We start from the raw sequence: 25,398 nt of genomic DNA, 5'->3' as shown, positions 1-25,398 counted from the left end.
TAGACGTGGAGCCGACATGAGATTTTCCATTACCCGTGAAGCGCTGCTGCGGCCGCTGGCGTTGGTGGCTGGCGTGGTGGAGCGCCGCCAGACCCTGCCGGTGCTATCCAACGTGCTGATCCAGGTCGACCAGGAGCAGGTGGCGCTCACCGGTACCGACCTCGAGGTCGAACTCATCGGTCGCACGGCCGCCTCTCAGGTCGAAGTGCCCGGAGCCATCACCGTACCTGCCCGCAAGCTGATGGACATCTGCAAGTCGCTGCCCGATCAGGCCGAGCTGCAGTTCAGCCTGGAGGACGGCCGCGCCGTGCTGCGCAGCGGCCGTTCCCGCTTCACCTTGTCGACGCTACCGGTGGCGGAATTCCCCAACATCGAGGACAGCGCCGGCGATGTCGAGCTGAGCCTGCCGCGCGGCACGCTCAAGCACCTGATCGATGCCACCTCCTTTGCCATGGCCCAGCAGGACGTGCGCTACTACCTCAACGGCATGCTGCTGGAGCTGCGTGCAGGCCTGGTGCGTACCGTGGCAACCGACGGCCACCGGCTGGCGGTCTGCTCGCGTTCGGCTGAGATCCAGGTCGAGCCGGCGCGCAAGCTGATCGTGCCGCGCAAAGGCGTGCTGGAACTGGTCCGGCTGCTCGACGACAGCGACGAGCCGGTGACGCTGACTCTCAGCGCGAGCCACGTACGTGCTCATACCGGCGACTTCACTTTCACCTCGAAGCTGGTCGACGGCAAGTTCCCCGACTACGAGCGTGTGGTGCCGCGCGGCGGCGACAAGGTCTTCATTGCCGAGCGCGCCGAGCTGCGCCAGGTACTCTCGCGCACCTCCATTCTCTCCAATGAGAAGTATCGCGGCGTGCGTCTGCATCTGCAGGAGGGCAATCTGCAGGTCATGGCCAACAACCCCGAGCAGGAAGAAGCCGAGGAAAACGTGGCGGTCGAGTATGGCGGCGACTCGCTCGAAATCGGCTTCAATGTTGGGTATCTCATTGATGTGCTTAATGTTATTGGAGAAGATCGCGTGCAGATGACGCTCGCCGATTCCAATAGCAGCGCCTTGATGGAAGAGCCCGGTGGCGGCGATGCCATGTATGTCGTCATGCCCATGCGCCTGTAGGAGCGATGACCTCGTGTTCGCGCCGATTCTCGCACCGCTACGCGTGCAGGGCATCTCCGGGCTCGCGAACGCCGCTCTTTCCTCTCTGGGTACCCAGCCGCAGCGAATGTCGGCTGGGTACCGTCGCCACGTACTGCGCTACGCCGCATGCTGATTGAACGCCTGGCCTTCACCGGCTTGCGAAATCTGGCCCCGCTCGATGTCACGCCGAGCCCCGGTATCAATCTGATCGTAGGGCGCAACGGTAGCGGCAAGACCAGCGTGCTCGAGGGGCTGCACATCCTGGGTATGGGCCGCTCTTTCCGCACACGGCAGCTGAAGCATGCGATTGCCCATGACGCAGCGGGAATGACGCTGTTTGCCCGGCTGGCAGGTACGCCTCCCGTGCCCATCGGCGTGCGGCGTGAGCGTGAAGGCGGCGAGCTCGAAATGCGCATGGCGGGGGAGCGGGTGCCACGGCTGGCGCAGCTGATCGAGGCCCTTCCTCTTCAGCTGGTCAACCCCGATGCCTTCCGCCTGCTCGAGGGCGCCCCGGCCGGACGAAGAGAGTTTCTCGACTGGGGTGTGTTTCACGTGAAACACGACTTCTATGACGCCTGGCGCCGCGCCAAGCGTGCGCTGAAGCATCGGAATGCGCTCCTCAGGCGTGATAGAATGGACGTCAGCAGTCTGGCTGCCTGGGAACAGGAGCTGGCCCACTGGGGAGAGCGCGTCGATGCGCTGCGCCGTGAATGGATGGCAAGCTTCGTGCCGGTATTCGAGGAAACCCTCGGCCGCCTGATCGAGCTGCCCGATTTGCGCCTGCGCTACTCCCGCGGCTGGGACAAGCAGCGCGACCTGCATGAAGTGCTCGAGCAGGGCCGCGAGCAGGATTTTCATATGGGCTTCACTCAGCATGGACCCCAGCGTGCCGATCTCAGAATCCGGCTGGGGCGACGGCCTGCAGTGGAGGTGCTGTCCCGCGGACAGCAGAAACTGGTAGTGAGTGCGCTCAAGCTGGCGCAAGGAAGGCTGCTTGAGCTGTCGACAGGACGAAACTGTCTTTACCTGATCGACGACTTGCCTGCAGAACTCGATGCCGAGCATAGGCGCGTCTTTTGTCGCCTGCTCGAATCGATGCGCTGCCAGGCATTCATCACGAGTGTCGAACACGACGCCCTGGCGGGGCCATGGGAGCCCCAGACGCCCATCGCGATGTTTCACGTGAAACAAGCGGATTCCGGAGCAGGGCAGCTAGGGTCTGAGGCACAGATAGACTTCATCATGGAGTAGTCAATGAGCGAGCAAGCTTACGACTCATCGAGCATCAAGGTTCTCAAGGGCCTGGATGCCGTGCGAAAGCGTCCCGGCATGTACATCGGCGATACCGATGACGGGACAGGTCTGCACCATATGGTGTTCGAGCTGGTGGACAACTCCATCGATGAAGCCCTGGCCGGATACTGCAGCGAAGTACGCGTGATCATCCACCCTGACGAATCCATCACCGTCAGTGACAACGGCCGCGGCGTACCTACCGACATTCATGAGGAAGAGGGCGTGTCGGCAGCGGAAGTGATCATGACGGTGCTGCACGCCGGCGGCAAGTTCGACGACAACTCCTACAAGGTGTCGGGAGGACTTCACGGCGTAGGTGTGTCGGTGGTGAATGCGCTGTCCGAGGAGCTCAAGCTGACGATCTGGCGGGCCGGACAGGTGCATGAGCAGATCTACCACCACGGGGTGCCCCAGGCGCCGCTCAGCGTGGTCGGCAAGACGGAAAAGACCGGTACCCGGGTGCACTTCAAACCCTCCCCCGGCACCTTCGCCAATATCGAGTTTCACTACGATATTCTGGCCAAGCGGCTGCGCGAACTCTCCTTCCTCAACTCCGGGGTGGCGATTCGTCTGACCGATGAGCGTAGCGGCAAGGAGGAGCTGTTCCACTACGAGGGCGGGCTGAAAGCGTTCGTCAATCACCTCAACAGCAACAAAACCGTGCTCAACCCCGTGTTTCACTTCGAAGCCGAGCGCGAGGACGGCGTGGTGGTCGAGGTGGCGATGCAGTGGAACGACTCGTTCGCCGAGAATATTTTCTGTTATACCAATAACATACCGCAACGCGACGGTGGCACTCACCTGGCAGGCTTTCGAGCGGCACTGACCCGTACCTTGAATGGCTACATCGAGTCCGAAGGGCTGCTCAAGAAGTCCAAGGTGGCCACGTCCGGGGACGATGCCCGCGAAGGGCTGACGGCGATCATTTCGGTCAAGGTGCCGGATCCCAAGTTCTCCTCCCAGACCAAGGACAAGCTGGTCTCTTCCGAGGTCAAGACCGCGGTGGAGCAGGAGATGGGGCGCCTGTTCTCGGACTATCTGATCGAGAGTCCCAACGACGCGAAGTCGATCGTCAACAAGATGCTCGACGCGGCCCGTGCACGTGAAGCGGCGCGCAAGGCGCGCGACATGACCCGCCGCAAGGGCGCGTTGGACATCGCCGGCCTGCCGGGCAAGCTGGCCGACTGCCAGGAAAAGGACCCAAGCCTCTCCGAGCTGTTCCTAGTCGAGGGTGACTCGGCCGGCGGCAGTGCCAAACAGGGCCGCGACCGCCGCACCCAGGCGATTCTGCCGCTCAAGGGCAAGATCCTGAACGTCGAGAAGGCGCGCTTCGATAAGATGCTCTCTTCCGCCGAGGTGGGTACCTTGATCACTGCCCTGGGCTGCGGCATCGGGCGCGAGGAGTTCAACCCGGACAAGCTGCGCTACCACTCGATCATCATCATGACCGACGCAGATGTCGACGGCTCGCACATTCGTACGCTGCTGTTGACCTTCTTCTTCCGTCAGATGTCGCTGCTGATCGAGCGTGGGCATGTCTTCATCGCTCAGCCGCCGCTGTACAAGATCAAGCGTGGCAAGCAGGAGACCTACCTCAAGGATGAGCAGGCGCTGATCGATTATCTCACCACCACGGCGATGGACGGCGCCCGGCTCTACGTCAATCCGGAAGCGCCGCCCGTTACCGGTGCGCAGCTGGAATCGCTGGTGGGCCAGTACCGCGACGTGATGAAGCGAATCGATCGCCTCTCGCGTGTCTATCCAAACGAGGTGCTGCGCAAGGTGGTCCACGCCGCGCGCCTGGAAGGTGAAACGAGCCTCAAGGATCGCGTCACCATGCAGAACTGGATCGAGTACCTGCAGCAGGAGATGGACGCGCTGGTCGCTTACGAAGGCGGGCCGCGCTATACCTTCCGTCTCGAAGAGGACTCCGAGCGCGAACTGTTCCTGCCGGCGGTCACGCTGACGGCGCACGGTGTCAGCTCCGACTACGTGTGGGGCATCGACTTCTTCACCAGCGCCGACTACCGTGCCATGGCAGCGCTTGGCGAGACGCTGGACGGTCTCCTAGAAGAGGGCGCCTACATCGCGCGGGGTGAGCGCAAGAAGACGGTCACTACCTTCTACCAGGCCTTGGAATGGCTGATGGCCGAGGCCCAGCGCGGCCTTGCGGTGCAGCGCTACAAGGGACTGGGCGAGATGAACCCGGATCAGCTGTGGGAGACCACCATGGATCCCGATACGCGGCGCCTGCTGCGTGTTTCCATCGAGGATGCAGTGGCCGCCGACATGATGTTCAACACGCTGATGGGCGACGAAGTCGAGCCGCGGCGTGCCTTCATCGAGAGCAACGCGCTGGTGGCCAACCTGGACGTGTGATGTGCACACGGCGATGTTTCACGTGAAACATCGCCCCCGCTGCCTGCAGTGAGTGACAGACAGTGCGTGACAAGAGCAGAAAAAGCCGACCCTTCGAAGGTCGGCTTTTTCATGCGAGCTACGTTCGGGTACTTGTTGAGTGCTCCGTTTTAGGACTTGTACGAAAATCGTCTAGGCTTGGCTCAGCAGCCAGTCAGTAAACGCGGCCAGATCATTGAAAATCTGCGCGTTTTCCAACCCCATGCCTTTCGCCTCGGTGCGGCTGCCCTTGCCGGTGCGTACGAGCACGGAACGACAGCCCATTGCATCTCCTGCCTGCAGGTCGCGCAGGCTGTCGCCCACTATCCAACTGCCCTCTAGACTATCCAGCCCCAGCGCGGTGCGTATCTCCTCGAGCAGGCCGGGCAGGGGCTTGCGACAGGTACAGCCGTCGTCCGGGCCGTGGGGGCAGTAGGCGATATGAGCGATCTCGCCTCCGGCGACGGCCACCAACCGTTCGAGCTCGGCGTGCATCGTGGCCAGGGTGGCCTCGTCATAGTAGCCGCGTGCGATGCCGGACTGGTTGGTGGCGATGGCCACCAACCAACCGGCTCGGCTCAGCCGGGCTATTGCCTCGATGGAAGTGGGGTAGGGAATCCACTCTTCGAGAGATTTGATGTAGGCGTCGGAATCGCGGTTGATGACGCCGTCGCGGTCGAGGATCACGAGTCGGGGTGCGCTGGGCATCTTGCACCATAAGCAGAAGAAGAGAAGGGGCAGTGTTTCACGTGAAACACCACATGCCAAGCCTGTGCTTGTGGCTGGGATGTTTCACGTGAAACACAGGCGTAGCGACAGTCCGTATCAAACAGCAGGGCAGGCAATGAAAGAGCAGGCATGAAAAAGCCGGCCGGGCTACTTGCTCCCGGCCGGCTTTCGGCATGACCGCTTACTGTTGCAGCAGAGCGATGTCGGCCACTTCGAGGAACAGGGCCTGCAGACCGGCCAGCAGCGCCAGGCGGTTGCGTCGCACGGCGTCGTCATCGGCCATGACCATGACGTCATCGAAAAAGGCATCCACCGGGGTGCGCAGGCCGGCAAGAACGTCCAGCGCCTCGCGATAGCGGCCTTCGGCGAACAGCGGCAGGACGCGCTCGCGGCTGGTCGAAACGGCTTCGTGCAACGTGCGCTCGGCCGCTTCCTGCAACAGTGCCGCGTCGACCTGTCCGCCCAGCTCGCCGGCCTGCTTGGCCAGGATGTTGGAAACCCGCTTGTTGGCGGCGGCCAGAGCAGCGGCTTCATCACGCTGGGTGAAGACGTGCACCGCGCGCATGCGGCGGGCAAAATCCAGCGGCTTGGTCACCGGGCGCGCACGAACGGCCAGGTAGACCTCGGCAGGAATGCCCTCGTCCTGACCCCAGGCGCGGAAGCGGTCGAGCATGTAGCCCAGCACCTCGTCGACCAGCGTCTCGGCGTAGGGCAGCTCCTGGTGCTGCGCAGCGGCCAGCTCCAGCAGCTCGCGCAGGTCGAGATCCAGTTCGCCCTTGATCATGATGTTGAGCACGCCGATGGCGGCGCGACGCAGGGCGAAGGGGTCCTTGGTGCCGCTGGGGCGCTGACCGATGCCGAAGATGCCAGTCAGGGTGTCGAGGCGGTCGGCCAGCGCCAGGGCCTGGCCGGTACGGCAAGCGGGGATCTCGTCGCCGGCGAAGCGCGGCAGGTACTGCTCTTCGAGGGCCTGGGCCACTTCGGCCGGTTCGCCGTCGTGGGTCGCGTAGTAGCGCCCCATGATGCCCTGAAGCTCGGGGAACTCGAGCACCATCTCGGTGACCAGATCGCACTTGGCCAGCTCGGCGGCACGGCGTGCCTGGGCCACGTCGCCGTTGATGCGGCCGGCGATGAAGGCGGCCACGGCGGCGCTGCGGTGCGCCTTGTCGGCCAGGGTGCCAAGCTGCTGCTGGAACACCACGTTGGCCAGGCCGGGGATGCGTGCCGCCAGCGGCTGCTTGCGGTCGGTGTCGTAGAAGAAGGCGGCATCGGCCAGACGCGGCCGAATGACCTTCTCGTTGCCTTCGATCACCTGCTGCGGATCCTGGCTGTCGATATTCGAGATGGTGATGAACTGCGGCTTGAGCCGGCCCTGGTCGTCGAGCAGGTGGAAGTATTTCTGGTTGGCCTTCATCGACGAGATCAGGCACTCCGCGGGAACCTCGAGGAAGCGTTCGTCGAAGCTGCCGGCCAGTGCCACCGGCCATTCCACCAGACCGCTCACTTCGATGAGCAGTGCCTCGTCGATCACCGCCTGGGCGTCCTGGACCTCGGCCTCGGCCAGTACCTGCTCGCGGATACGCTCGCGACGACGGTCGCGATCGGCCAGTACCCAGGCCTGCTCGAGGGTGGCCAGGTAGTCGTTCGCATGGGCCAGCTCGATGGTCTCGGGGGCATGGAAGCGGTGGCCGCGGGTAGTGCGGCCCGAGGTCAGGCCCAGCGCCTGGGCTGCCACCACCTCGCTGCCGTAGAGCATCACCAGCCAGTGCACCGGGCGAGAAAACTCAATCCGCGAGGCGCCCCAGCGCATGTTCTTGGGTACCGGCAGGGCGGCAATGGCCTTGTCGACGATGGCCGGCAGCAGCCGTGTGGTGGCTTCGCCCTGCTGCTGTTCGCGGTAGCCGAGCCAGGTGCCCTTGTCGGTTTCCAGGTGGATCAGGTCGACCACCTCGACGCCGCAGGAGCGGGCGAAGCCATCGGCAGCCTTGGTCGGCTGGCCGTCCTTGTAGGCCGCGGCCAAGGCCGGGCCGCGGCGCTCGACTTCGCGGTCGGGCTGCTTGTCGGCCAGCTCCATCACCTGCACCGCCAGGCGGCGCGGCGTGGCATAGGCGCGAATGTCGCCGAAGGCGATCTCGGCCTCGCTCAGGCCGCGGCGAATGCCGTCGGCCAGGGCGTCGGAGAGCGTGTCGATGGCGCTCGGCGGCAATTCCTCGACGCCCAGCTCGATCAGAAAGGTATTGGCAGCCATCACGCGTCTCCCTGTTCGGCGTTCATGTCCTGAGCCAGCAGCTCCTGGCGCAGGGCTTCGGGGGCCAGCGGGAAGCCGGCGGCCTTGCGCGAGGCGTAATAGGCATGGGCCACGTCACGGGCCATGGTGCGCACACGCAGGATGAAGCGCTGCCGTTCGGTCACCGAGATGGCGTGGCGGGCATCCAGCAGGTTGAAGGTATGAGAGGCCTTGAGCACCTGCTCATAGGCCGGCAGCGGCAATCCTGCCTCGAGCAGCTTGGTGCACTCGCGCTCGTGGTGGTCGAAGGCGTTGAACAGGACCGGCACGTCGGCATGTTCGAAGTTGTAGGCCGACTGCTCGCGCTCGTTCTGCAGATAGACGTCGCCGTAGGTGACCTTGGTGCCGTCCGGGGCGATGGTCCACACCAGGTCGTAGACGCTGTCGACGTTCTGCAGGTACATGGCGATGCGCTCGAGACCGTAGGTGAGCTCACCGGTGACGGGGTAGCACTCGAGTCCGCCGGCCTGCTGGAAGTAGGTGAACTGGGTCACCTCCATGCCGTTGAGCCAGACCTCCCAACCCAGGCCCCAGGCGCCCAGGGTCGGCGACTCCCAGTTGTCCTCGACGAAGCGAATGTCATGCACCAGCGGGTCGATGCCGATACGCTCGAGCGAGCCCAGGAAGCGCTCCTGCAGGTCGGCGGGGGAGGGCTTCATCACCACCTGGAACTGGTAGTAGTGCTGCAGGCGGTTGGGGTTCTCGCCGTAGCGACCGTCGGTGGGGCGACGGGAAGGCTGCACGTAGGCGGCATTCCAGGTCTCCGGGCCGATGGAGCGCAGGAAGGTGGCGGGGTGGAAGGTGCCGGCCCCGACCTCCATGTCCAGCGGCTGGAGCACTACGCAGCCGTGTTCGGCCCAGTACTGCTGCAAGGCGAGTATTAGGCCCTGAAAAGTGGTCGCGTCTGGCGTCGACCCTGAGGCCGAGGTCGACGAGAGCGTCTGCGACGGGTTTGACGAGAGTGTCATTGCGGAAGCACCGTTGGCCATGAATTCACAGGGCGTCAAGTATACAATCACAGGCACATGGGTTATAGGCGCAGCGCTTGCGCCCCAGCGAGGTTTACATGATCGTAGTGACAGGTGGCGCCGGCTTCGTCGGCTCGAATCTGGTCAAGGCTCTCAACGAGCGTGGGCGCAACGACGTGCTGGTGGTCGACGATCTCTCCGACGGCACCAAGTTCGTCAACCTGGCGGACTGCACCCTGGGCGACTATCTCGACAAGGACGACTTCCGTGCCCGCGTCGAGGCGGCACTGCGCGGTGAGCCCTCGCGCCTGCCGCCGATCGAGGCGATTTTCCACGAGGGGGCCTGCTCGGATACCACCGAGTGGGACGGCCGCTTCATGCTCGACAACAACTTCGAGTACTCCAAGATGCTGCTGCACTACTGCCAGCAGCAGGGCATCCCCTTTCTCTATGCCTCGTCGGCGGCCACCTACGGCGGCAGCCAGGTGTTCCGCGAGGAGCCCGAACACGAGAAGCCCCTTAACGTCTACGGTTACTCCAAGCTGCTGTTCGATCAGTACGTGCGCCAGCACTGGGATGAGTTCACCAGCCAGGTGGTGGGCTTCCGCTACTTCAACGTCTACGGCCCGCGTGAGCAGCACAAGGGCAAGATGGCGAGCGTGGCCTACCACAACCACACCCAGATTTCGGCGGGCCAGGGCCTCAGGCTGTTCGGTGGCTGGGACGGCTACGAGGCGGGCATGCAGAGTCGCGACTTCGTGTATGTCGGCGACGTGGTGAACGTCAACCTGTGGTTCCTCGACAACCCCGACAAGTCGGGCATCTTCAACCTCGGCTCCGGCCGGGCCGAGCCGTTCAAGGCCATCGCCGAGGCGGTCATCGACTTCCATGGCCGCGGGCGCATCGAGTACATCGACTTTCCCGACGAACTCAAGGGGCGCTATCAGAGCTATACCCGCGCCGACATCTCGCGCCTGCGTGAGGCCGGCTACGAGAGCGAGTTCCGCACCGTGGCCGAGGGCGTGAAGGCGTATCTTGAGTGGCTGGCCGGGGCCAGGGGATGAGCCAGGCGGCTGCCTCCACAGCCCCGCGTATCCTGGTGGTCGGCCCCTCCTGGGTCGGCGACATGGTCATGGCCCAGAGCCTGTTCATGACCCTCAAGCAAAACCAGCCGGGATGCCGCATCGGTGTGGTGGCGCCGGGCTGGTCGCAGCCGATTCTGGAGCGCATGGCCGAGGTCGATGAAGTGGCGAGCCTGGACGTCGGCCACGGTGAGTTCGGCTGGTCCACCCGGCGCGCCCTGGCCGGGCGGCTGCGCGGGCGTTTCGACCGGGCCATCGTGCTGCCGCGCTCCTGGAAATCGGCGCTGGTGCCGTTTCTGGCTCGGATTCCGCGTCGTATCGGCTTCACCGGTGAGCAGCGCTATGGCCTGCTCAACGATCGCCGCGAACTCGACAAGACCCTGCTGGACCAGACCGTGAAGCGCTTCGTGGCGCTGGGACTGACAGCCGAGGAAGCCCGGCGCGGCGATTTCGCCATTCCCCGGCCGCGCTTGCGGATCGACACGGATAACCTCGATGAGCTGCGCACGCGCCTGGGCCTGAGCTCACGGCCGGCCGTCGGCATGATGCCCGGGGCCGAGTACGGGCCGGCCAAGCAGTGGCCGCTGGGCCATTTCCGCGAGCTTGCCGAGCGCCTGGTGGACGAGGGCTTCGAGATTCGCGTGATGGGTGGCCCCAAGGACGTCGCCGCCGGGGAGGCAATCGCCGCAGGCCTGCCGTACGTTCACAACCTGTGCGGACAGACCCGGCTGGCCGATGCGGTCGATCTGCTCGCCGACTGCCAGCAGGTCGTGACCAACGACTCAGGGCTGATGCACGTGGCCGCGGCGGTGGGTACCCGCGTGCATGCGCTGTATGGCTCGTCGTCGCCTGCCTATACGCCGCCGCTCACCGACAGGGCCGAGATCCACTATCTGGGGCTGGGTTGTTCGCCCTGCTTCGAGCGCACCTGCCCGCTGGGGCACACCAACTGCCTGGTGCAGCTGTCGCCTCAGCGGGTGCTGGCCGCCGTGCTTGCAGAGTCCGCCATCCCGGTGACTCGCGACTGAAAGCCAGAGCGACCGTTTCACTGTACCGCGGCAGGCTCTTCACCGGTGGAATCCACCGGAGTCTCCACCACCTGCTCCTGTTTCTCCTGCTCGGGAGCAGGCTGCGGCTCGGGGGCCAGGCCATTCCACAGGCGCTCCTGAAGCGCCCGCTCTTCACGCATTCGGGCATTGATCTCGGTCTTGCTGTACTCCTCGAGGAGTGTCGGCTCGTCGGAGAGCAGCGAAACCCCCAGGCCGGCGCGGTGCCAGTCGATGGTGAAACCCATGGCTTCGAGAATGGTGGGGAAGACATCCACCATGGAAGCCTCGCGGCTCTCGCGTCCCACGGGAATCCCCGGCCCCAGCAGCATGAAGGTGTTGTCACGCTCGCCCTGGATCAGCTGCTCCCAGGCCGAGACACGCATGGTCAGGTGATCGCTGGCGATGATCACGATAGTATTGTCGAGCAGTCCCTCGGCATCGGCGCGCTCGAGGAAGTCGCGGGCCAGCCAGGCTGAGCACTCTACCGAGTAGAGGATGTCGACGCCGTCGAACTCACCCTGGCGGTCGATGCAGGCTTGGGCGGGATAGCCACGGGGGGCATGGCCGGCAAGGGTCAGGTTGACCACTCCCCAGGGCCCTGGCTCCTGGTCGAGCCGCCGCATCTCCTCGAGCGTGAAATCATAGAGCGAGTCGTCGTAGAGTCCCCAGTTGTTGACGTAATCGGGATCGTCCAGCAGGGGCTGCAGGTCTTCACGCCCGAGCACGGTTTCGAAACCGTGCCCCTTGTAGAAGATCCCCTTGCCGGCAAAAGCCGTGCTGGCCCCACCCAGGTAGCTGAGCCGATAGCCCTGTTCGGCCAGCAGGTCTCCCAGGCAGTCGACGCCGGGTACCACCTTATCCAGCGGCGTGAACTGGCGGTCGTGCAGCAGTCCGGCCGGCATCAGGGGGCTGCCGCACTGGCTGGCGATCATGCCGGCCATGGTCCAGCCGGTGTTGTCGATCTGATAGACCCCCTCATAGGCCAGGCCATGCTCGCCGATGGCATCCAGGTCGGCATAGGCATCACCGAAACGCTCCCGGTCGGCGTAGGTGCGCTCGATGCTTTCCAGATACATGAGCAGGAGGTTGGGCCGCTCTTCGGGCGCCTCCAGAATGACCGGCTGTACGTATTGGCGGTCGAGCCAGGCGCCGTCGTCGGTGACGATGGCCGCGCCGCGCTGGGTGACGCCATAGAGCAGCGGATTGGTGGCGAGTAACGCCATGGCCAGAAAGGGTTCGGTCAGGCTCCAGCGGCGGTCATGGCGAATCAACCAGGTGATCGCCGCCAGCAGCGCCACCATGGTCAGGGTATAGCCGATGGCCGCACCGATACGGCTGACGCCGCCGTGGTCGGTCATGCCGGCCTGCAGGTGGAAGAACACTGCGCCGAGATCGACGATGCCGAAGCTCTCGGAGAGGTAGATGTAAAGCCCCCACAGTGCGATCGGCACCAGGCTCCATGGCCAACGCCGCGATGAAGAAGCGCTCGGAGCGCTTTGCGGCGCGCCCCAGTTCAGCCATGTACCCATGGCCATCCACAGCGCGGCCACCAGCGGCAGGCTCCAGTGGGGCAGACGGGTCAACGCGGTCAGTGCGTAACCCAGACAGAGTCCGATCACAAGCAGCGATAGCCAGCGTGGGTGGGCCAGCTTGAGAAGTTTGGAAGAAATCGTCATGGGGTGAGGGCTTCCATTGAGTTCGTCTGTCAGCTTAACAAGGCTTCGCCGCCCTGCACCATGCAAGGTGTTTTCGGATTTGGCGCCATCCGCTCGGCGGCAGTAAACTGGCCAGCCCGCCGGACCGACGAGGAGAGGTCGATGAGCCTGGCTGCGGTACTGATCGTGAAGAACGAGGCCGCCCATCTGCGCGCTTGCCTGGAGACGCTGCGCTGGGTGGATGAGATTGTGATCCTCGATTCCGGCAGCGACGACGACACTTGCGCCATCGCCCGGGAATTCACCGACAAGGTGGCGGTGAACGCCGACTGGCAGGGCTTCGGCGTTCAGCGTCAGCGTGCCGAAGCCATGGTCGAGAGCGACTGGATCCTGATGGTCGATGCCGACGAGCGGGTGACGCCGGAGCTGCGCCGGAGCATCCAGACCGCTGTCGCCAGCGGCGAGCCGGCGATCCACACCCTGCCGCGCCTATCCTGGTGTTTCGGCGACTTCATTCGCCATTCGGGCTGGTATCCCGACCGGGTGGCACGGCTCTATCCTCGCGGCAAGGCCGGCTACGATGCGGCCCTGGTCCACGAAAAGCTGCACAATCCAGATGGCTTGCCGGTCAAGGCGCTGGTGGGCGACCTGCTGCACTACACCTACCGCGACCTGCGTCACTATCTCGAGAAGTCGGCCCACTACGCCCAGGCCTGGGCCGAGCAGCGTGCCGCCCGTGGCAAACAGGGCAGTCTCTCGGCCGGGCTCGTGCATGGTGTGGGCTGCTTCCTGCGCATGTACCTGCTGCGCGCGGGCTTTCTCGATGGTCGCCAGGGCTTGTTGCTGGCATTGCTGTCGGCACACTCCACCTTCGCCAAGTACGCCGACCTGTGGGTCAGGACGCGGACTTCGCCGCCACCCGACGAGACACCAGAGCGCTGATCTCGGTGGCCGCGACCTCGAGGTCGATGGCCGACATCTCGCTTTCGCCGGCGCCCTCGGGGGGGCTGAAGGCGAGGCGGCGGCTCGCGTCGTTGCAGGTTTGCCAGCGTAGCGCAGTGGCCGAACGGCGCGCGGGGTAGAAGCCGGCCGTGGGCCGGTTCAGGCAAGCGGCGATGTGCAGCGGCCCTGTGGAGCCGGCGACGAACAGGTCCGCGGCGCTCAGCGCCAGGGCGAAGTCGGCGAGACCCGTACGCGGCGGCAGAACCTTGGCCTGCAACCGCCTGTCGTGCAGCATCTCACACAATTCGTGTGCCGCCGGCTCTTCGCCGGGGCCGGCGGTCAGCACCCAATGCGCGCGAATGTCGTCTGCGGCAAGCCTGGAATCGATGGCGGCGGCCAGTTCGGCGTACTGAGACGAAGAGAGATTGACCGCCGAGCCGCCGCTGCCGGCATGCAGGAACAGCCACGGTCGTGACGGCTCCAGCGCCAGGGCCCCGGCTATTGACTCGCGCTGGGCTGCCGCGGTGCCGGGCGACAGCGGCCAGTACGGCGGCGCTGGGCGCGCCTGGGGCTGCCAGCCCTGGGCTGCCAGCAATGCCTCGGCCAGCTCGACGTTGTACAGGTATTCCGGTTTGTCGGAGCGCGACCTGCGCTGAACGACGCGATGATTGTAGAATAGCTGCGCCCACTTGGTGGCCGGTGCCACGCGGCAAGGGATGCCGGCTCGCCAGCCGAGCCAGCCGATGCGCGGCGTGGAGTAGAGCGTGAGCATGGCGCAGAAGCGTTCGCTGCGCAGCTGGGCCAGCAGTTCGCGCTGCGCCTGCTTGCCGGCGGCGTCGCCGGGATCGACGATGACCGCGTCGATCCACGGGCACAGCCGGGCCAGCGGTGCCGTATAGGCCGGCACCAGCACGCTGATCCGCGCTTGCGGAGCGGCGGCCTTGAGACAGGCCAGCGCCGGCCAGGCGAGCATGAAATCGCCGAGCTTGTCGTTGCGCACCACCAGGATGTGCGGCGGCTGATTCGCTGCGTGGCGAGCGGCCACGCGGGAAGAAGACGTCATCTGGGCTCCCGAGCCCCGGTTGACCGACGAAGGAGACAGCCTTGTCGTACAAGGTCATGCATATCTGCCTATCGGATGGCTGGGGCGGACTCGAAATGTATCCTGCGCGGATTATACCCGAGCTGCAACGTCAGGGGTGGCAGGCCCATGGCCTGGCCCTGGCCGGTTCGCGGGTCGCCGAGAGCCTGGCGTCGACCGGTATCGCACCGCTGACGGTGCCCTCGCGCGGCCGGGCGCTGCTGCAGGTGGGGCGCATACTGGGCTACCTGAAGCGCCATGGTATCGAGGTGCTGCACTGTCACAAGTCCAGCGACCTGCGCCTGGGCGCGCTGCTGGCGACCCTGCGACCGACGCTCCAGCTGTTCTTCACCGATCACATGGGCGTGACCCGGCCGAAGAAGGATTTTTACCATCGCTGGGCCTACGGGCGCGTCAGCCGGCTCTTTGCCATCAGCGAGGCCACCCGCCAGCGCAACCTGAAGGCCTTTCCGTTGCCGCCGGAGCGCATTCGCCGGCTCTACCTGGGCATCGACCTGACGCCCTATGCGCCGCAACTGGATGAGCCGGCTCGTGAGGCGCTGCGCCGCGAGCTGGGCGTCATGCCGGGCCAGGTGGCGATCGGCCTGCCCGGGCGCCTGACCGACGGCAAGGGCCATGAGGTGTGGCTGGAAGGGCTGGCCCGACTGGCCGAGCGCGCTCCCGAGCTGGCCTGGCACGGCGTGCTGATCGGCGGGCTCAGCGCCCGCGAAGGCAGCGACGAACGTTACGTCTCGCACTTGCGCTCGCGGATCGAGGAGCTGAAGCTGGGGCAGCGCGTGACTTTTGCCGGGTTTCGTCCTGACCTGCCGCGCCTGTTCGAGGCACTGGACATCGTCTGCGTGCCATCGCGTAATGAGGCCTTCGGCCTTACCGTGGTAGAGGCCATGGCCGCCGGCAAGGCCATCGTCGGTGCCGACAGCGGGGCGATTCCCGAGCTGCTCGAGGCCGACTGCGGGCGCCTTGCCGCAGCCGAGGAGTCGCAGGCCTGGGCCGAGGCCATGGCGGAGCTAGGCCAGGACGCGGCCCTGCGCGAGCGCCTCGGCCAGACGGCAAGGGCAAGAGCCGAGCGCCATTTCGGCGTGGCGGCGCATGTCGAAGCCCTGATTCGAGAATACGCCGGGAAGGAGCCAACATCATGAAAGCCTGGATCGAAAAGGGCGGCTATCTCAACAATCGCGGTCGCAAATGGCTGTCGCGGCTGCACGTGGAGCAGGTGCGCCGCATTCTGGTGATCCGCCAGTGCGCCTTCGGCGACATGATGGCGACACGGCCGTTCCTGGTCGAACTCCGGCGCCTGTTTCCCCAGGCGCACATCACCCTGAGTACGGTGAGCAAGTACCAGTATGCGGTGCCCGACGACCTGGTCGACGAGGTGCACGTGCTGGACTCCCGCGGTTCGCTGCGTGAGCAGTTGCACTCCCTGCGCCAGTACCGCGAGGTCGACGTGCTCTTCGATCTGGCCGATACGGCCCGCTCGCGCCTGCAGACCCTGCTGACGTCGGCGCGGGTCAAGCTCGGCTTTCCCTACCGCAGCGGGCTCAACAAGCTGCTGTTCGATGTCGGCATCCTGCGCTCGGACTTTCACTACGAAGCCGAGGTACTGCTCGACTTTCTCAAGATCATGGGGCACAAGCCGCAGTACCCGCTGGAATTCGCCATGCCGCGCCATCAGCGCGCTCTGGCGAAGCCGCGCATCGTCTACTTCCCCTATGCCGCCGTGGCGGAAAAGTCGCTGTCCCAGGAGTCATGGCGCCAACTGATCGAGCAGGCAGCCGTCGAATTTCCCGGCTATCGCCATGTGCTGCTCGAAGGCCACAAATCCGAGGAGTCCGGCGACTTCCTCGCCGAGGTGGCGGCCCGCCACGACAATGTGGAGATCGAGGGACGCATGGACCTGGAGCGGCTGGCGCCGTGGATGGCGGCGTCCAGCGTGCTGGTGTCGGGGGATACCGGCGTGCGCAACCTGGCGCTGGCGACTCATACCCCGACGCTGGGGATCTTCTTCATGACCGTGCCGTTTCGCTACTGGCCGCGCTACGAGGACTGCCACGAGGCGGTGTTCCACCGTGACGGCCAGGTGCCGGGCAGGATGGATATCCTGCAGGGCCTCGAGGAGCTGCTCCAGCGGCTCTACCCCGAGCGCGGCAAGGCGCGTCAGCCGGCGTCATCGGAGGCGTAGCCGCGGCGTATCGTCTCCATGGCCGCGGCGGGCGCGCCGAACTTGCTCAGCGAGCGGGCCAGTCGCGCCAGGTTCGCCTCTTGCCAGGCGCCGGGTGGGCGCAGCCGGCAGCGGTCAAGATCGATCAGCCAGACGCTACCGTCGGCATCGATCAGCAGGTTGCGGGCGTTGAGGTCGACATGATCGAGGCCCGCCGCGTGAAAGCGGCGGATGGTGGCGCCGACCCGTTCGAGCAGCGCCGGCTCGGCCTCGGCAAGGCGTTCGGCCAGGGCCCCGGCTTCGGGGATGCGCACGGTGATCAGGGCGGCCGTGTAGGTCGGCCCGCAGCGAGTAACCGAGGCGGCCACCGGTCGCGGCACCGGCAGCCCCTCGCGGTGCAGGTGGGCGGTGAGGCGCAGCTCGCGAAAGGCGCGGGTGCGTTCGAGCCCCGTCCATAGATAGCGGCTCTCGCTCAACCTGGCGATCAGGCCGCCGCGACGGTAGGGACGCAGCACCCACTGCTCGCGTCCGGCGTCGAGAAACAGGCTGCTGCCGCGCCCGGGGGCTTCGCCGAGCACCTTTCCACAGCGGTGCCAATGCGCGGGGTCGAACAGCGGCGGGCCGATTTGTGGCGCCGGCTCGGCGTCACATACACTGTCCGCATCATATAGAATGAAGGTCTTTCCCGTTCGACACGTTGCCAACTGCATGAAGCATCCTCTGCCCGCCCAACCGCGTCACATCGCCGTGCTGCGACTCTCCGCCCTCGGCGACGTCTGCAACCTGGTGCCCACCATACGCGCCCTGCAGCGCCAGTGGCCCAGCGTGCGCATCACCTGGATCATCGGCAAGGCGGAACACAGTTTACTGGCTGGCCTGTCGGGGGTCGAATTCGTGGTCTACGACAAGGCCTCGGGGCTTGCCGGTATGCGCCGGCTGTGGCGTGAGCTGGGCGATACCCGCTTTGACGTGCTGCTGCACATGCAGCAGGCGCTGCGGGCCAGCGTGCTTTCGCTGGGGCTCAGGGCCAAGGTGCGGGTGGGCTACGACAAGGCGCGCGCCAAGGATGCCCAGCACTGGTTCACCCATCGTCAGCTGGCACCCCATCCCCGTGCCCACGTGCTGGAGTCGTTCCTCGACTTCGCCCGCCTGCTGGGGGTGGAGGACACCTCGCTGGCCTGGGACATGCCGGTGCCGGCGACGGCCTTCGAAGAGGCCACGGCGCTGACCGGCGAAGCCGCCTACCTGCTGATGAGCCCCTGCGCCAACCCGCGGCTGCGCAATTTTCGCAACTGGTCGGCGGAGGGCTATGCCGCCGTCATTGAACACGCCTGGGCTCAGTACGGTCTGAAGACGGTGCTCACCGGCGGCGGCAGCACCCAGGAACGCGAAATGGGCGAGCGTATCGCTGCCCTCAGCCGGCCGGAAGCGGTGATCGATGCCATCGGCGCTACCTCGCTCAAGGGGCTGTTGGCGCTGATCGCCGGCGCCCGGGCGGTGATCGCTCCCGACTCCGGCCCCGTGCACATGGCCAATGCCATGGGCACGCCGGTAGTGGGGCTGTTCGCTACCACCAATCCGGACCGCGCCGCGCCCTACCTGTGGCGCGACTACGTGGTCAACCGCTACCCGGATGCGGTGCGTGCCTACATGCACCGCGAACCCGACGACATCACCTGGGGCCAGCGTGTACGCCATCCCGATGCCATGACGCTGATTCGCGTCGACGATGTCGTCGAACGGCTCGATGCGCTGCTGGTGCGCCCCAACGACCGCAAGGAAGAGGAACGTCCCGATGAAGCTTGACCTGACCGCGCTGGAACAGGCGCACGTGCTGGTGGTGGGTGACGTGATGCTCGACCGCTACTGGCATGGTGGCACCTCACGCATCTCGCCGGAGGCCCCGGTGCCGGTGGTCCGGGTGGAAGAGTGCGAGGACCGGCCCGGCGGGGCGGCCAACGTGGCGCTCAACATCGCCTCGCTGGGGGCGCATGCCGCCCTCAGCGGCATGGTCGGCGACGACGACAATGCCCGCCGACTGGTCGAGCGGCTGGACGCCGCCGGGGTCGACACCTACTTCCAGAGCAGCCCCGGTATTCCCACCATCACCAAGCTGCGCGTGATGAGCCGCAACCAGCAGCTGATCCGGCTCGACTTCGAGGATGGCCTGGACGAGCTCGACACCCGCGGACTGCTGGCGCGGGTCGAACAGGGGCTTCCCGACTGCGACCTGGTGATCCTCTCCGACTACGGCAAGGGTACGCTCAGCCGGGTCGAGGAGCTGATCGCACTGGTGCGCAGCGCGGGCAAGCGCGTATTGATCGATCCCAAGGGCAGCGACTTCACCAAATACCGCGGCGCCAGCGTGATCACCCCCAACTTGGCCGAGTTCGAGGCGGTGGTCGGCCACTGCCGCGACGACGAGGAGCTGGCCGCCAAGGGCGCGGCGCTGTGCGCCCGGCTCGAGCTCGAGGCGCTGCTGATCACCCGTAGCGAGAAAGGCATGACCCTGATTCGCGGCGATCACGAACCGCTGCACCTGCCCACCCGGGCGCGGGAAGTGTTCGACGTCACCGGCGCCGGCGACACCGTGATCGGCGTACTGGGGCTGGCGCTGGCGGCCGGCCACGGCTTCCCCGAGGCGATGACCCTGGCCAACCTGGCCGCCGGCCTGGTGGTGGCCAAGCCCGGTACCGCCACGCTCTCCATCGCCGAGCTCTATACCGCCGTGCATGGCGACAAGCTGGCCGAGTTCGGCGTCATCGAGGAGACGGCGCTGGTCGAGGCGGTGCGTGCCGCCCAGATGCGCGGCGAGCGGGTGGTGATGACCAATGGCTGCTTCGACATCCTCCACGCCGGCCACGTGGCCTACCTGGAGCACGCCCGGCAGCTCGGCGACCGGCTGGTGGTGGCGGTCAACGACGACGCCTCCATCGGTCGGCTCAAGGGGCCTAAGCGGCCGATCAATCCCCTCGCCCGGCGCATGCAGGTGCTGGCCGGCCTCGGTGCGGTGGACTGGGTGGTGCCGTTCAGCGAGGACACCCCGCAGCGCCTGATCGAGGCGGTGCTGCCCGACGTGCTGGTCAAGGGCGGCGACTATCGCGTCGACGAGATTGCCGGTGGCAATGCCGTACGTGCCGCCGGCGGTGAGGTGAAGGTGCTGGGCTTCGAGGACGGGGTTTCCACCACCGCCATGATCGCCACCATTCTCGACCGCGAGAGCTGATGTCGGCGCCGCGCCGCTGGCCGCGCTGGCTCTACTCGGCGGCACTCTATCTGCTCTCGCCTCTCGTCTGGCGCAGGGTATGGCGTGAGCATGCGCTCACTAACTCCCGCTGGGAGCGGCTCGGGCTGCTGTCTCGCTCACCCGCCAGCGGCCCCTGGCTATGGCTGCACTGCGCCTCGGTGGGCGAGGTGCAGGCGGCCCGCCCGCTGATCGAGGCGCTGCTGGCACACTACCCCCGCCATCGGCTGCTGGTGACCACCATGACCGCCACCGGCGCCGAGCGGGTGCATGCCCTGATCGAGGCGCGACGCCGGACAGGCGAGCCCGAGCGTCTTGCCCATCGCTTCCTGCCGCTGGACTACCCCGGGGCCGCGAAGCGCTTCGTCGCACGCCTGTGCCCGGAGCTCGCCATCTTCTTCGAGACCGAGCTTTGGCCCAACCTGCTGACGGTGTGTCGCCGTCGCGGCGTGCCCACGGCGGTGGTCAACGGACGTCTCTCGCCGCGCGCCTTTCGCGGCTATCGCCGCCTGCGGCCCTTGATGGCCTCGGCGCTGGCCCAGCTCGACTGGCTGGCTGCCAAGTCCCGCGGCGATGCCGAGCGCTTCCGTGCCCTGGGCATGCCGGCCACCCGCACCGACGTGGTGGGCTCGCTCAAGTACGACCTGACCCCGGACGATGCCGCGAGCGAGCAGAGCAAGCGGCTGTGCACGCGGCTGGGCTCGCGTCCCGTGTGGGTGGCCGGCTCCACCCACCCCGGCGAGGACGAGCGGCTGCTCGAGGCGCATGCCCGCCTGCGTCAGTCCTACCCCAACGCGCTGCTGATCCTGGTGCCGCGCCATCCGCAGCGCTTCGAGGCGGTGGCCGAGCTCTGCCGCGAGCGCGGCATGGCGCTGGCGCGGCGCTCCCGCGATGAGTGGCCGGATGGACGAACTGGCGTCTATCTGGGCGACACCATGGGCGAGCTGCTGATGCTCTACGGCGCCGCCGACCTGGCCTTCGTCGGCGGCAGTCTGGTGCCGGTGGGCGGACACAACCTGCTCGAGCCTGCCGCCATGGGCGTACCGGTGCTGACCGGCCCGGAGCTGGCCAACTTCGCCGACGTGGCCGAGACGCTGCGTCAGGGTGGCGCGCTGGTGGAAGTGAGGGACAGCGCCATGCTGGCCGATACGCTGGTCACCCTGTTCCTCGATGAGGCCGAGCGCCACCGCCTGGCCGAGGCCGGCCTGGCGGTGGTGGCAGCCAACCGCGGCGCCCTGGCACGCACCATGGCCGGCCTTGAGCAGCTACTGCCAGGTGAGTGAGCACCTGCTAACTGTCAGGCCGGGGTCATCCGCTCCACCCCCTGCTCAGTGCCCAGCAATAGCACGTCGGCGCCGCGGGCGGCGAACAGACCGTTGGTCACCACGCCGACGATGGCGTTGATGCGGGCCTCCATGGCCACCGGGTCGTCGATCATGAACTCGAAGCAATCGAGGATCTGATTGCCGTTGTCGGTGACCACCCCCTCGCGGTAGACCGGGTCGGCGCCCAGCTTGACCAGTTCGCGTGCGACATAGGAGCGGGCCATGGGAATCACCTCCACCGGCAGCGGGAAGGCGCCCAAGCGCTCGACCCGCTTCGAGCCGTCGGCGATGCAGATAAAGCGTTCGGCGCAGGCCGCCACGATCTTCTCGCGGGTGAGCGCCGCACCGCCGCCTTTGATCATATGAAGGTGAGCGTTCACTTCGTCTGCACCGTCGATGTAGAAAGGCACCGTGCCGACGCTGTTGAGCTCGAACACCTCGATGCCGTGGTCGCGCAGACGCTTGGCGCTGGCCTCCGAGCTGGCTACGGCGCCCTTGAAGTCGTCGCGCAGCCGCGCCAGGCGGTCGATGAACAGGTTGGCGGTGGAGCCAGTGCCGATGCCGAGAATGGTGTCGCGCTCGAGCCACGGTTCGATTTCGGCGATGGCGGCGGCGGCCACGGCGTCCTTCAGTTCGTCCTGGGTCATGTCTTGCTCGTATCAGAGTGGATGGCGGGTGCCGCGCCATTATAGGCCACGTTATGCTTCCTGCCGACGCGTTCGCTGGACGGCGAGGCGCCGAGAATGCTACCTATAGGGGTTCTCTGCAGTGCAGCACAGGCTGCCGCCCCTCTGCGCCACCCTTGGAAACGTCAGGATGCTCGAAGCTACCGTCAAGAAGATCCTCCAGGCCCACGTCTACGAAGCGGCCCGTGAAACGCCCATTTCCCCGGCCCCCTTCCTGTCACGGCGCTTCAGCAACCAGATCCTGATCAAGCGCGAGGACCTGCAGCCGGTCTACTCGTTCAAGATTCGCGGCGCCTACAACAAGATGGCGCAGCTCTCCGAGGAGCAGAAGGCCAAGGGCGTGATCGCCGCCTCGGCCGGCAACCATGCCCAGGGGCTGGCCATGGCGGCCAAGCTGATGGGCGTCAAGGCGGTGATCGTCATGCCGCGCATCACCCCGGAGATCAAGGTCCAGGCGGTGCGCGCCCGCGGCGCCAAGGTGGTGCTCAAGGGCGACGCCTTCGCCGCCGCCGCCGAGCATGCCCAGGAGCTGATGGCCGAGCACGGCTACACCTACATCCCGCCCTTCGACGACATCGACGTCATCGCCGGCCAGGGCACCGTGGCGGTGGAGATCCTGCGTCAGCACACCGGGCCGCTGGATGCCATCTTCGTGCCAGTGGGCGGCGGCGGGCTGATCGCCGGTGTGGCGGCCTACGTCAAGTACCTGCGCCCGGACATCAAGGTGATCGGGGTGGAGGCCGAGGACAGCGCCTGTCTCAAGGCGGCGATGGCCGCCGGCAAGCGCGTGACGCTGGAGCAGGTCGGGGTGTTCGCCGAGGGCGTGGCGGTGGCGCAGATCGGCAAGATACCGTTCAAGATCGTGCGCAACCTGATCGACGACGTCATCACCGTCAACGCCGACGAGATGTGCGCGGCGGTGAAGGACATCTTCGACGACACCCGGGCGGTATCCGAGACCTCCGGGGCGCTGTCGCTAGCCGGGCTGAAGAAGTACATCCAACAGACCGGCGTCGAGGGCCAGACCCTGCTGTGCATCAATTCGGGCGCCAACACCAACTTCGACCGCCTGCAGCACATCGCCGAGCGTACCGAGCTCGGCGAGCAGCGCGAGGCGATCCTGGCCGTGACCATTCCCGAGCGCCCCGGCAGCTTCAAGAAGTTCTGCCGCACCATCGGCAAGCGCATGGTGACCGAGTTCAACTATCGCTACGCCGACCCCGAGGAGGCGCACATCTTCGTCGGCGTGCAGGTCAAGCCGGACGGCGAGGATCGTCAGGCGGTGATCGAAAAGCTGCGTGAAGCCGGCTACCCGGTGGTCGATCTCACCGACAACGAGCTGGCCAAGCTGCACATTCGCCACCTTGGCGGCGGCCGGCCCAAGGAGCACTTCGACGAGGAGGTCTACCGCTTCGAGTTCCCCGAGCGCCCCGGGGCGCTGATGAACTTCCTCACCCACCTGCCCCAGGACTGGAACATCTCGCTGTTCCACTACCGCAACCACGGCGCTGCCTTCGGTCGCGTACTGGTCGGCATGCAGATTCCCAACGGCGATCGCTCCCACGTCGAGGAGCACTTCGACGAGATCGGCTATCGCTACTGGAAGGAGTCGGACAACGACGCCTATCGCCTGTTCATGGCCTGAGCCCGAAAAACCGTGGGGTGAGCGCTGACTTACGGCAAAGGCGAGAAGTGGCATGGGTTTCTTTTTGTAATCGTCGCTTCAAGCGGTTGTCATCAACGCCTGTCAAGCCCTATAGTCGGCGCTGTCGCGGCTACCGCCGTCACGGTTCAATCACGGGAACGTCAGGAGTTGGTAATAATGAAGCGTAAGCCCGATCTGGTCATGGCACTGGTGCTGGCCTTTGGCATTGGCGTCGTCGTCACCGGGTACGCCCAGGCACTCACAGGCGGCTGAGTCGGCAGGCAGTGCCATGATCAGATAAGCGCAGGATCCGAAAGCAATAAAACCGGTCGAAGCCAGGCTTCGGCCGGTTTTTTTACGCCCGCATTTTATAGCCTTCGCGAGGCTCAGGGGCGCACGACACGGGTATCGCTGACAATGGCGTCCAGCGGTACGTCCCAGGGCGCTGCCGGCAGGCGGTCCACCCGCTGGCAGTCGTGGGCCAGGCCGATCAGGGTCGGCCGGGGGCCAGGCCGCTGGGTGAAGGCCAGGCTGCGGTCGTAGAAGCCGCCGCCCATGCCCATGCGCTGGCCCAGGTCGTCGAAACCCACCAGCGGTAGCAGAATCAGATCCAGCGCCCAGGCCTGCATGCGGCGAGCGCGATGCGCGCCATGGCGGGTATGGGGCTCGGGAATGCCGAAGCGATTGCGCCGCATGGGCGTGCCCGGATGGTAGTGGACGAACCACAGGCTGTTGTCCGAGAGCGGCTTCAACACCGGCAGGTAAATGCGAACTCCGCGCCGATCGAGCCAGGCAATGAGCGGTCGCGGATCGATCTCGCCGTCGTTGGGCAGGTAGAGTGCGACACGCCTGGCCCGGTGCACCTCGGGCAGTCGCTTCAGGCGCTGACACAGGGCGCGATCGGCCTGCTTGCGCTGGCTTGCGCTCAGAGCCCGGCGTCGGCGTCTCAGCTCCTGGCGTAGCTCGCGACGAGAAGAGAAAGCATCGGCGCTGAGAGCGTCAATAGGAAGATTCATGGCAAGGTAAGGTTCCCCAGAATGCCGCTGTCGTTCTGGCCCTTGAACCCTTGGTTCAAGGTGGGTGGCCGCAGCCGAACCGTCAGGCTTTCCGACGCACGGACATGCACACGGGTCCGGCTAGCTAATGGCCGCCCTGGGTATTGCTCATAGGCTCGAGGGACTTCAACGACTGGCCAACACCCCAGGGAACACCTTCATCCTAACAGAGCTGCCGGGTGCGTCCAATGTCATTCGGAAGGAGTTCTGTTACCCAGGGCCGCGCCTGCCATGGCCCGCTCCAGGCGCTCGCTGAGCTGCCCCAGCTGCTGCTCCTCGTCACGCCGGGCGTCCTGGATCTCGAGCAGCTCGTGGGCGATGTTCAGTGCGGCCATCAGTGCCACGTTCTCACTGGCGAGCAGATTGTTCTGCGAATGTATGCCCTGCATGGCGCGATCCAGATAGCGTGCGGCCCGCTCCAGCTTGCGCTCTTCGCCGGGGTTGCAGGCGAACACATAGTGCCTACCCAGCAGGGTCACCTGGGCGGTGGGGCGAGTGGCGTCATCGCTCATGGAGGGCTCCGGTGTCGGCTTGTCGGCCCGATGCGTTAACATCGGCGAATCAAGACACATCAATTCGATCATCCACTAACTATAAGAGAGCCCTTCGCAGGCGGTCAACGCAGCGCCGCCGGCAT

21 protein-coding genes and 1 other RNA gene are annotated in these 25,398 nt (G+C 65.9%); 12 read left to right on the top strand and 10 right to left on the bottom strand.

The window, feature by feature from the left end:
* Positions 1-16: 16 nt before the first annotated feature.
* From dnaN to gyrB, 3 genes are all read left to right on the top strand, one after another.
* A complete protein-coding gene (gene dnaN, locus HOP59_RS07620; protein WP_010626005.1) occupies positions 17-1,120 on the top strand; it encodes a DNA polymerase III subunit beta in 1,104 nt (367 codons plus the stop codon).
* Between the two features lie 147 nt (positions 1,121-1,267).
* Complete coding sequence (gene recF / locus HOP59_RS07615; protein ID WP_234253397.1) at positions 1,268-2,392, top strand: DNA replication/repair protein RecF; 1,125 nt, start codon at positions 1,268-1,270, stop codon at positions 2,390-2,392.
* Between the two features lie 3 nt (positions 2,393-2,395).
* Entirely contained in the window at positions 2,396-4,816 is a 2,421-nt protein-coding gene (gene gyrB / locus HOP59_RS07610) for a DNA topoisomerase (ATP-hydrolyzing) subunit B (RefSeq protein WP_010626007.1), read from the top strand.
* Between the two features lie 171 nt (positions 4,817-4,987).
* Here the strand turns inward: gyrB and gmhB are convergent, their stop codons facing one another.
* The 3 genes from gmhB to glyQ all read right to left on the bottom strand — a co-directional run bounded on the left by gmhB (position 4,988) and on the right by glyQ (position 8,818).
* Positions 4,988-5,542, bottom strand: coding sequence for a D-glycero-beta-D-manno-heptose 1,7-bisphosphate 7-phosphatase (gmhB, locus tag HOP59_RS07605; protein WP_234253396.1), 555 nt, complete (start codon positions 5,540-5,542; stop codon positions 4,988-4,990).
* 202 nt (positions 5,543-5,744) lie between these two features.
* Positions 5,745-7,811 carry a glycine--tRNA ligase subunit beta gene (gene glyS, locus HOP59_RS07600; protein ID WP_234253395.1) on the bottom strand — a complete coding sequence of 689 codons (2,067 nt, stop codon included), beginning with the start codon at positions 7,809-7,811 and terminating at the stop codon, positions 5,745-5,747.
* Positions 7,811-8,818 carry a glycine--tRNA ligase subunit alpha gene (glyQ, locus tag HOP59_RS07595; RefSeq protein ID WP_051004582.1) on the bottom strand — a complete coding sequence of 336 codons (1,008 nt, stop codon included), beginning with the start codon at positions 8,816-8,818 and terminating at the stop codon, positions 7,811-7,813. The genes glyS and glyQ overlap by 1 nt, the downstream gene beginning before the upstream one ends.
* A gap of 98 nt (positions 8,819-8,916) precedes the next feature.
* Here glyQ and rfaD point away from each other — a divergent pair, with 98 nt between their 5' ends.
* Both rfaD and waaF read left to right on the top strand, forming a co-directional pair.
* A complete protein-coding gene (rfaD, locus tag HOP59_RS07590) occupies positions 8,917-9,882 on the top strand; it encodes an ADP-glyceromanno-heptose 6-epimerase (protein WP_234253394.1) in 966 nt (321 codons plus the stop codon).
* On the top strand, positions 9,879-10,928 hold the full coding sequence (gene waaF / locus HOP59_RS07585) for a lipopolysaccharide heptosyltransferase II (RefSeq protein WP_234253393.1): 1,050 nt from the start codon (positions 9,879-9,881) through the stop codon (positions 10,926-10,928). Before rfaD ends, waaF begins: the two co-directional genes overlap by 4 nt.
* 17 nt (positions 10,929-10,945) lie before the next feature.
* Here waaF and HOP59_RS07580 read toward each other — a convergent pair whose 3' ends face one another.
* Positions 10,946-12,625, bottom strand: coding sequence for a sulfatase-like hydrolase/transferase (locus HOP59_RS07580; protein WP_234253392.1), 1,680 nt, complete (start codon positions 12,623-12,625; stop codon positions 10,946-10,948).
* A gap of 141 nt (positions 12,626-12,766) precedes the next feature.
* On the opposite strand from HOP59_RS07580, the gene HOP59_RS07575 reads away from it, so the two are divergent.
* Positions 12,767-13,546: a glycosyltransferase family 2 protein gene (locus HOP59_RS07575; protein ID WP_234253391.1), complete on the top strand. Its 780-nt coding sequence runs from the start codon at positions 12,767-12,769 to the stop codon at positions 13,544-13,546.
* On the opposite strand, the gene HOP59_RS07570 is transcribed toward HOP59_RS07575, so the two are convergent.
* The gene (locus HOP59_RS07570; protein WP_234253390.1) at positions 13,500-14,609 is read right to left on the bottom strand and encodes a glycosyltransferase family 9 protein; all 1,110 of its coding nucleotides are present in this window, start codon (positions 14,607-14,609) and stop codon (positions 13,500-13,502) included. The genes HOP59_RS07575 and HOP59_RS07570 overlap by 47 nt on opposite strands.
* Positions 14,610-14,650: 41 nt before the next feature.
* Here HOP59_RS07570 and HOP59_RS07565 point away from each other — a divergent pair, with 41 nt between their 5' ends.
* The gene (locus HOP59_RS07565; protein ID WP_234253389.1) at positions 14,651-15,787 is read left to right on the top strand and encodes a glycosyltransferase family 4 protein; all 1,137 of its coding nucleotides are present in this window, start codon (positions 14,651-14,653) and stop codon (positions 15,785-15,787) included.
* Entirely contained in the window at positions 15,784-16,827 is a 1,044-nt protein-coding gene (locus HOP59_RS07560; protein ID WP_010626018.1) for a glycosyltransferase family 9 protein, read from the top strand. Before HOP59_RS07565 ends, HOP59_RS07560 begins: the two co-directional genes overlap by 4 nt.
* Here the strand turns inward: HOP59_RS07560 and HOP59_RS07555 are convergent.
* The gene (locus HOP59_RS07555; RefSeq protein ID WP_234253388.1) at positions 16,803-17,516 is read right to left on the bottom strand and encodes a 3-deoxy-D-manno-octulosonic acid kinase; all 714 of its coding nucleotides are present in this window, start codon (positions 17,514-17,516) and stop codon (positions 16,803-16,805) included. The genes HOP59_RS07560 and HOP59_RS07555 overlap by 25 nt on opposite strands.
* Between HOP59_RS07555 and HOP59_RS07550 the strand changes: the two genes are divergently transcribed.
* From HOP59_RS07550 to waaA, 3 genes are read left to right on the top strand one after another with little or no spacing between them, the layout of a single operon-like run.
* Positions 17,515-18,612 carry a glycosyltransferase family 9 protein gene (locus tag HOP59_RS07550; protein ID WP_234253387.1) on the top strand — a complete coding sequence of 366 codons (1,098 nt, stop codon included), beginning with the start codon at positions 17,515-17,517 and terminating at the stop codon, positions 18,610-18,612. The genes HOP59_RS07555 and HOP59_RS07550 overlap by 2 nt on opposite strands.
* The gene (hldE, locus tag HOP59_RS07545) at positions 18,602-20,032 is read left to right on the top strand and encodes a bifunctional D-glycero-beta-D-manno-heptose-7-phosphate kinase/D-glycero-beta-D-manno-heptose 1-phosphate adenylyltransferase HldE (RefSeq protein ID WP_010626021.1); all 1,431 of its coding nucleotides are present in this window, start codon (positions 18,602-18,604) and stop codon (positions 20,030-20,032) included. The genes HOP59_RS07550 and hldE overlap by 11 nt, the downstream gene beginning before the upstream one ends.
* Positions 20,032-21,333, top strand: a complete 1,302-nt coding sequence (gene waaA / locus HOP59_RS07540) for a lipid IV(A) 3-deoxy-D-manno-octulosonic acid transferase (protein ID WP_234253386.1) — start codon at positions 20,032-20,034, stop codon at positions 21,331-21,333. The genes hldE and waaA overlap by 1 nt, the downstream gene beginning before the upstream one ends.
* 14 nt (positions 21,334-21,347) lie before the next feature.
* On the opposite strand, the gene rpiA is transcribed toward waaA, so the two are convergent.
* Positions 21,348-22,022 (bottom strand): ribose-5-phosphate isomerase RpiA, encoded by a 675-nt coding sequence (gene rpiA / locus HOP59_RS07535; RefSeq protein ID WP_010626023.1) that lies wholly within the window; start codon positions 22,020-22,022, stop codon positions 21,348-21,350.
* Positions 22,023-22,191: 169 nt separating this feature from the next.
* On the opposite strand from rpiA, the gene ilvA reads away from it, so the two are divergent.
* Positions 22,192-23,706: a threonine ammonia-lyase, biosynthetic gene (gene ilvA / locus HOP59_RS07530; protein ID WP_234253385.1), complete on the top strand. Its 1,515-nt coding sequence runs from the start codon at positions 22,192-22,194 to the stop codon at positions 23,704-23,706.
* Positions 23,707-24,092: 386 nt separating this feature from the next.
* On the opposite strand, the gene HOP59_RS07525 is transcribed toward ilvA, so the two are convergent.
* The 3 genes from HOP59_RS07525 to HOP59_RS07515 all read right to left on the bottom strand — a co-directional run bounded on the left by HOP59_RS07525 (position 24,093) and on the right by HOP59_RS07515 (position 25,273).
* Positions 24,093-24,722 carry a 5-formyltetrahydrofolate cyclo-ligase gene (locus tag HOP59_RS07525; RefSeq protein WP_234253384.1) on the bottom strand — a complete coding sequence of 210 codons (630 nt, stop codon included), beginning with the start codon at positions 24,720-24,722 and terminating at the stop codon, positions 24,093-24,095.
* A 9-nt stretch (positions 24,723-24,731) separates the two neighbouring features.
* Positions 24,732-24,916, bottom strand: a non-coding RNA gene (gene ssrS, locus HOP59_RS07520) — 6S RNA.
* A 36-nt stretch (positions 24,917-24,952) separates the two neighbouring features.
* Positions 24,953-25,273 carry a cell division protein ZapA gene (locus tag HOP59_RS07515; protein ID WP_234253383.1) on the bottom strand — a complete coding sequence of 107 codons (321 nt, stop codon included), beginning with the start codon at positions 25,271-25,273 and terminating at the stop codon, positions 24,953-24,955.
* Between the last annotated feature and the right edge of the window lie 125 nt (positions 25,274-25,398).

This window comes from Billgrantia aerodenitrificans, assembly GCF_021404405.1.
GTDB lineage: Bacteria > Pseudomonadota > Gammaproteobacteria > Pseudomonadales > Halomonadaceae > Halomonas > Halomonas aerodenitrificans.
This window is presented reverse-complemented; position numbering and strand designations above follow the sequence as displayed.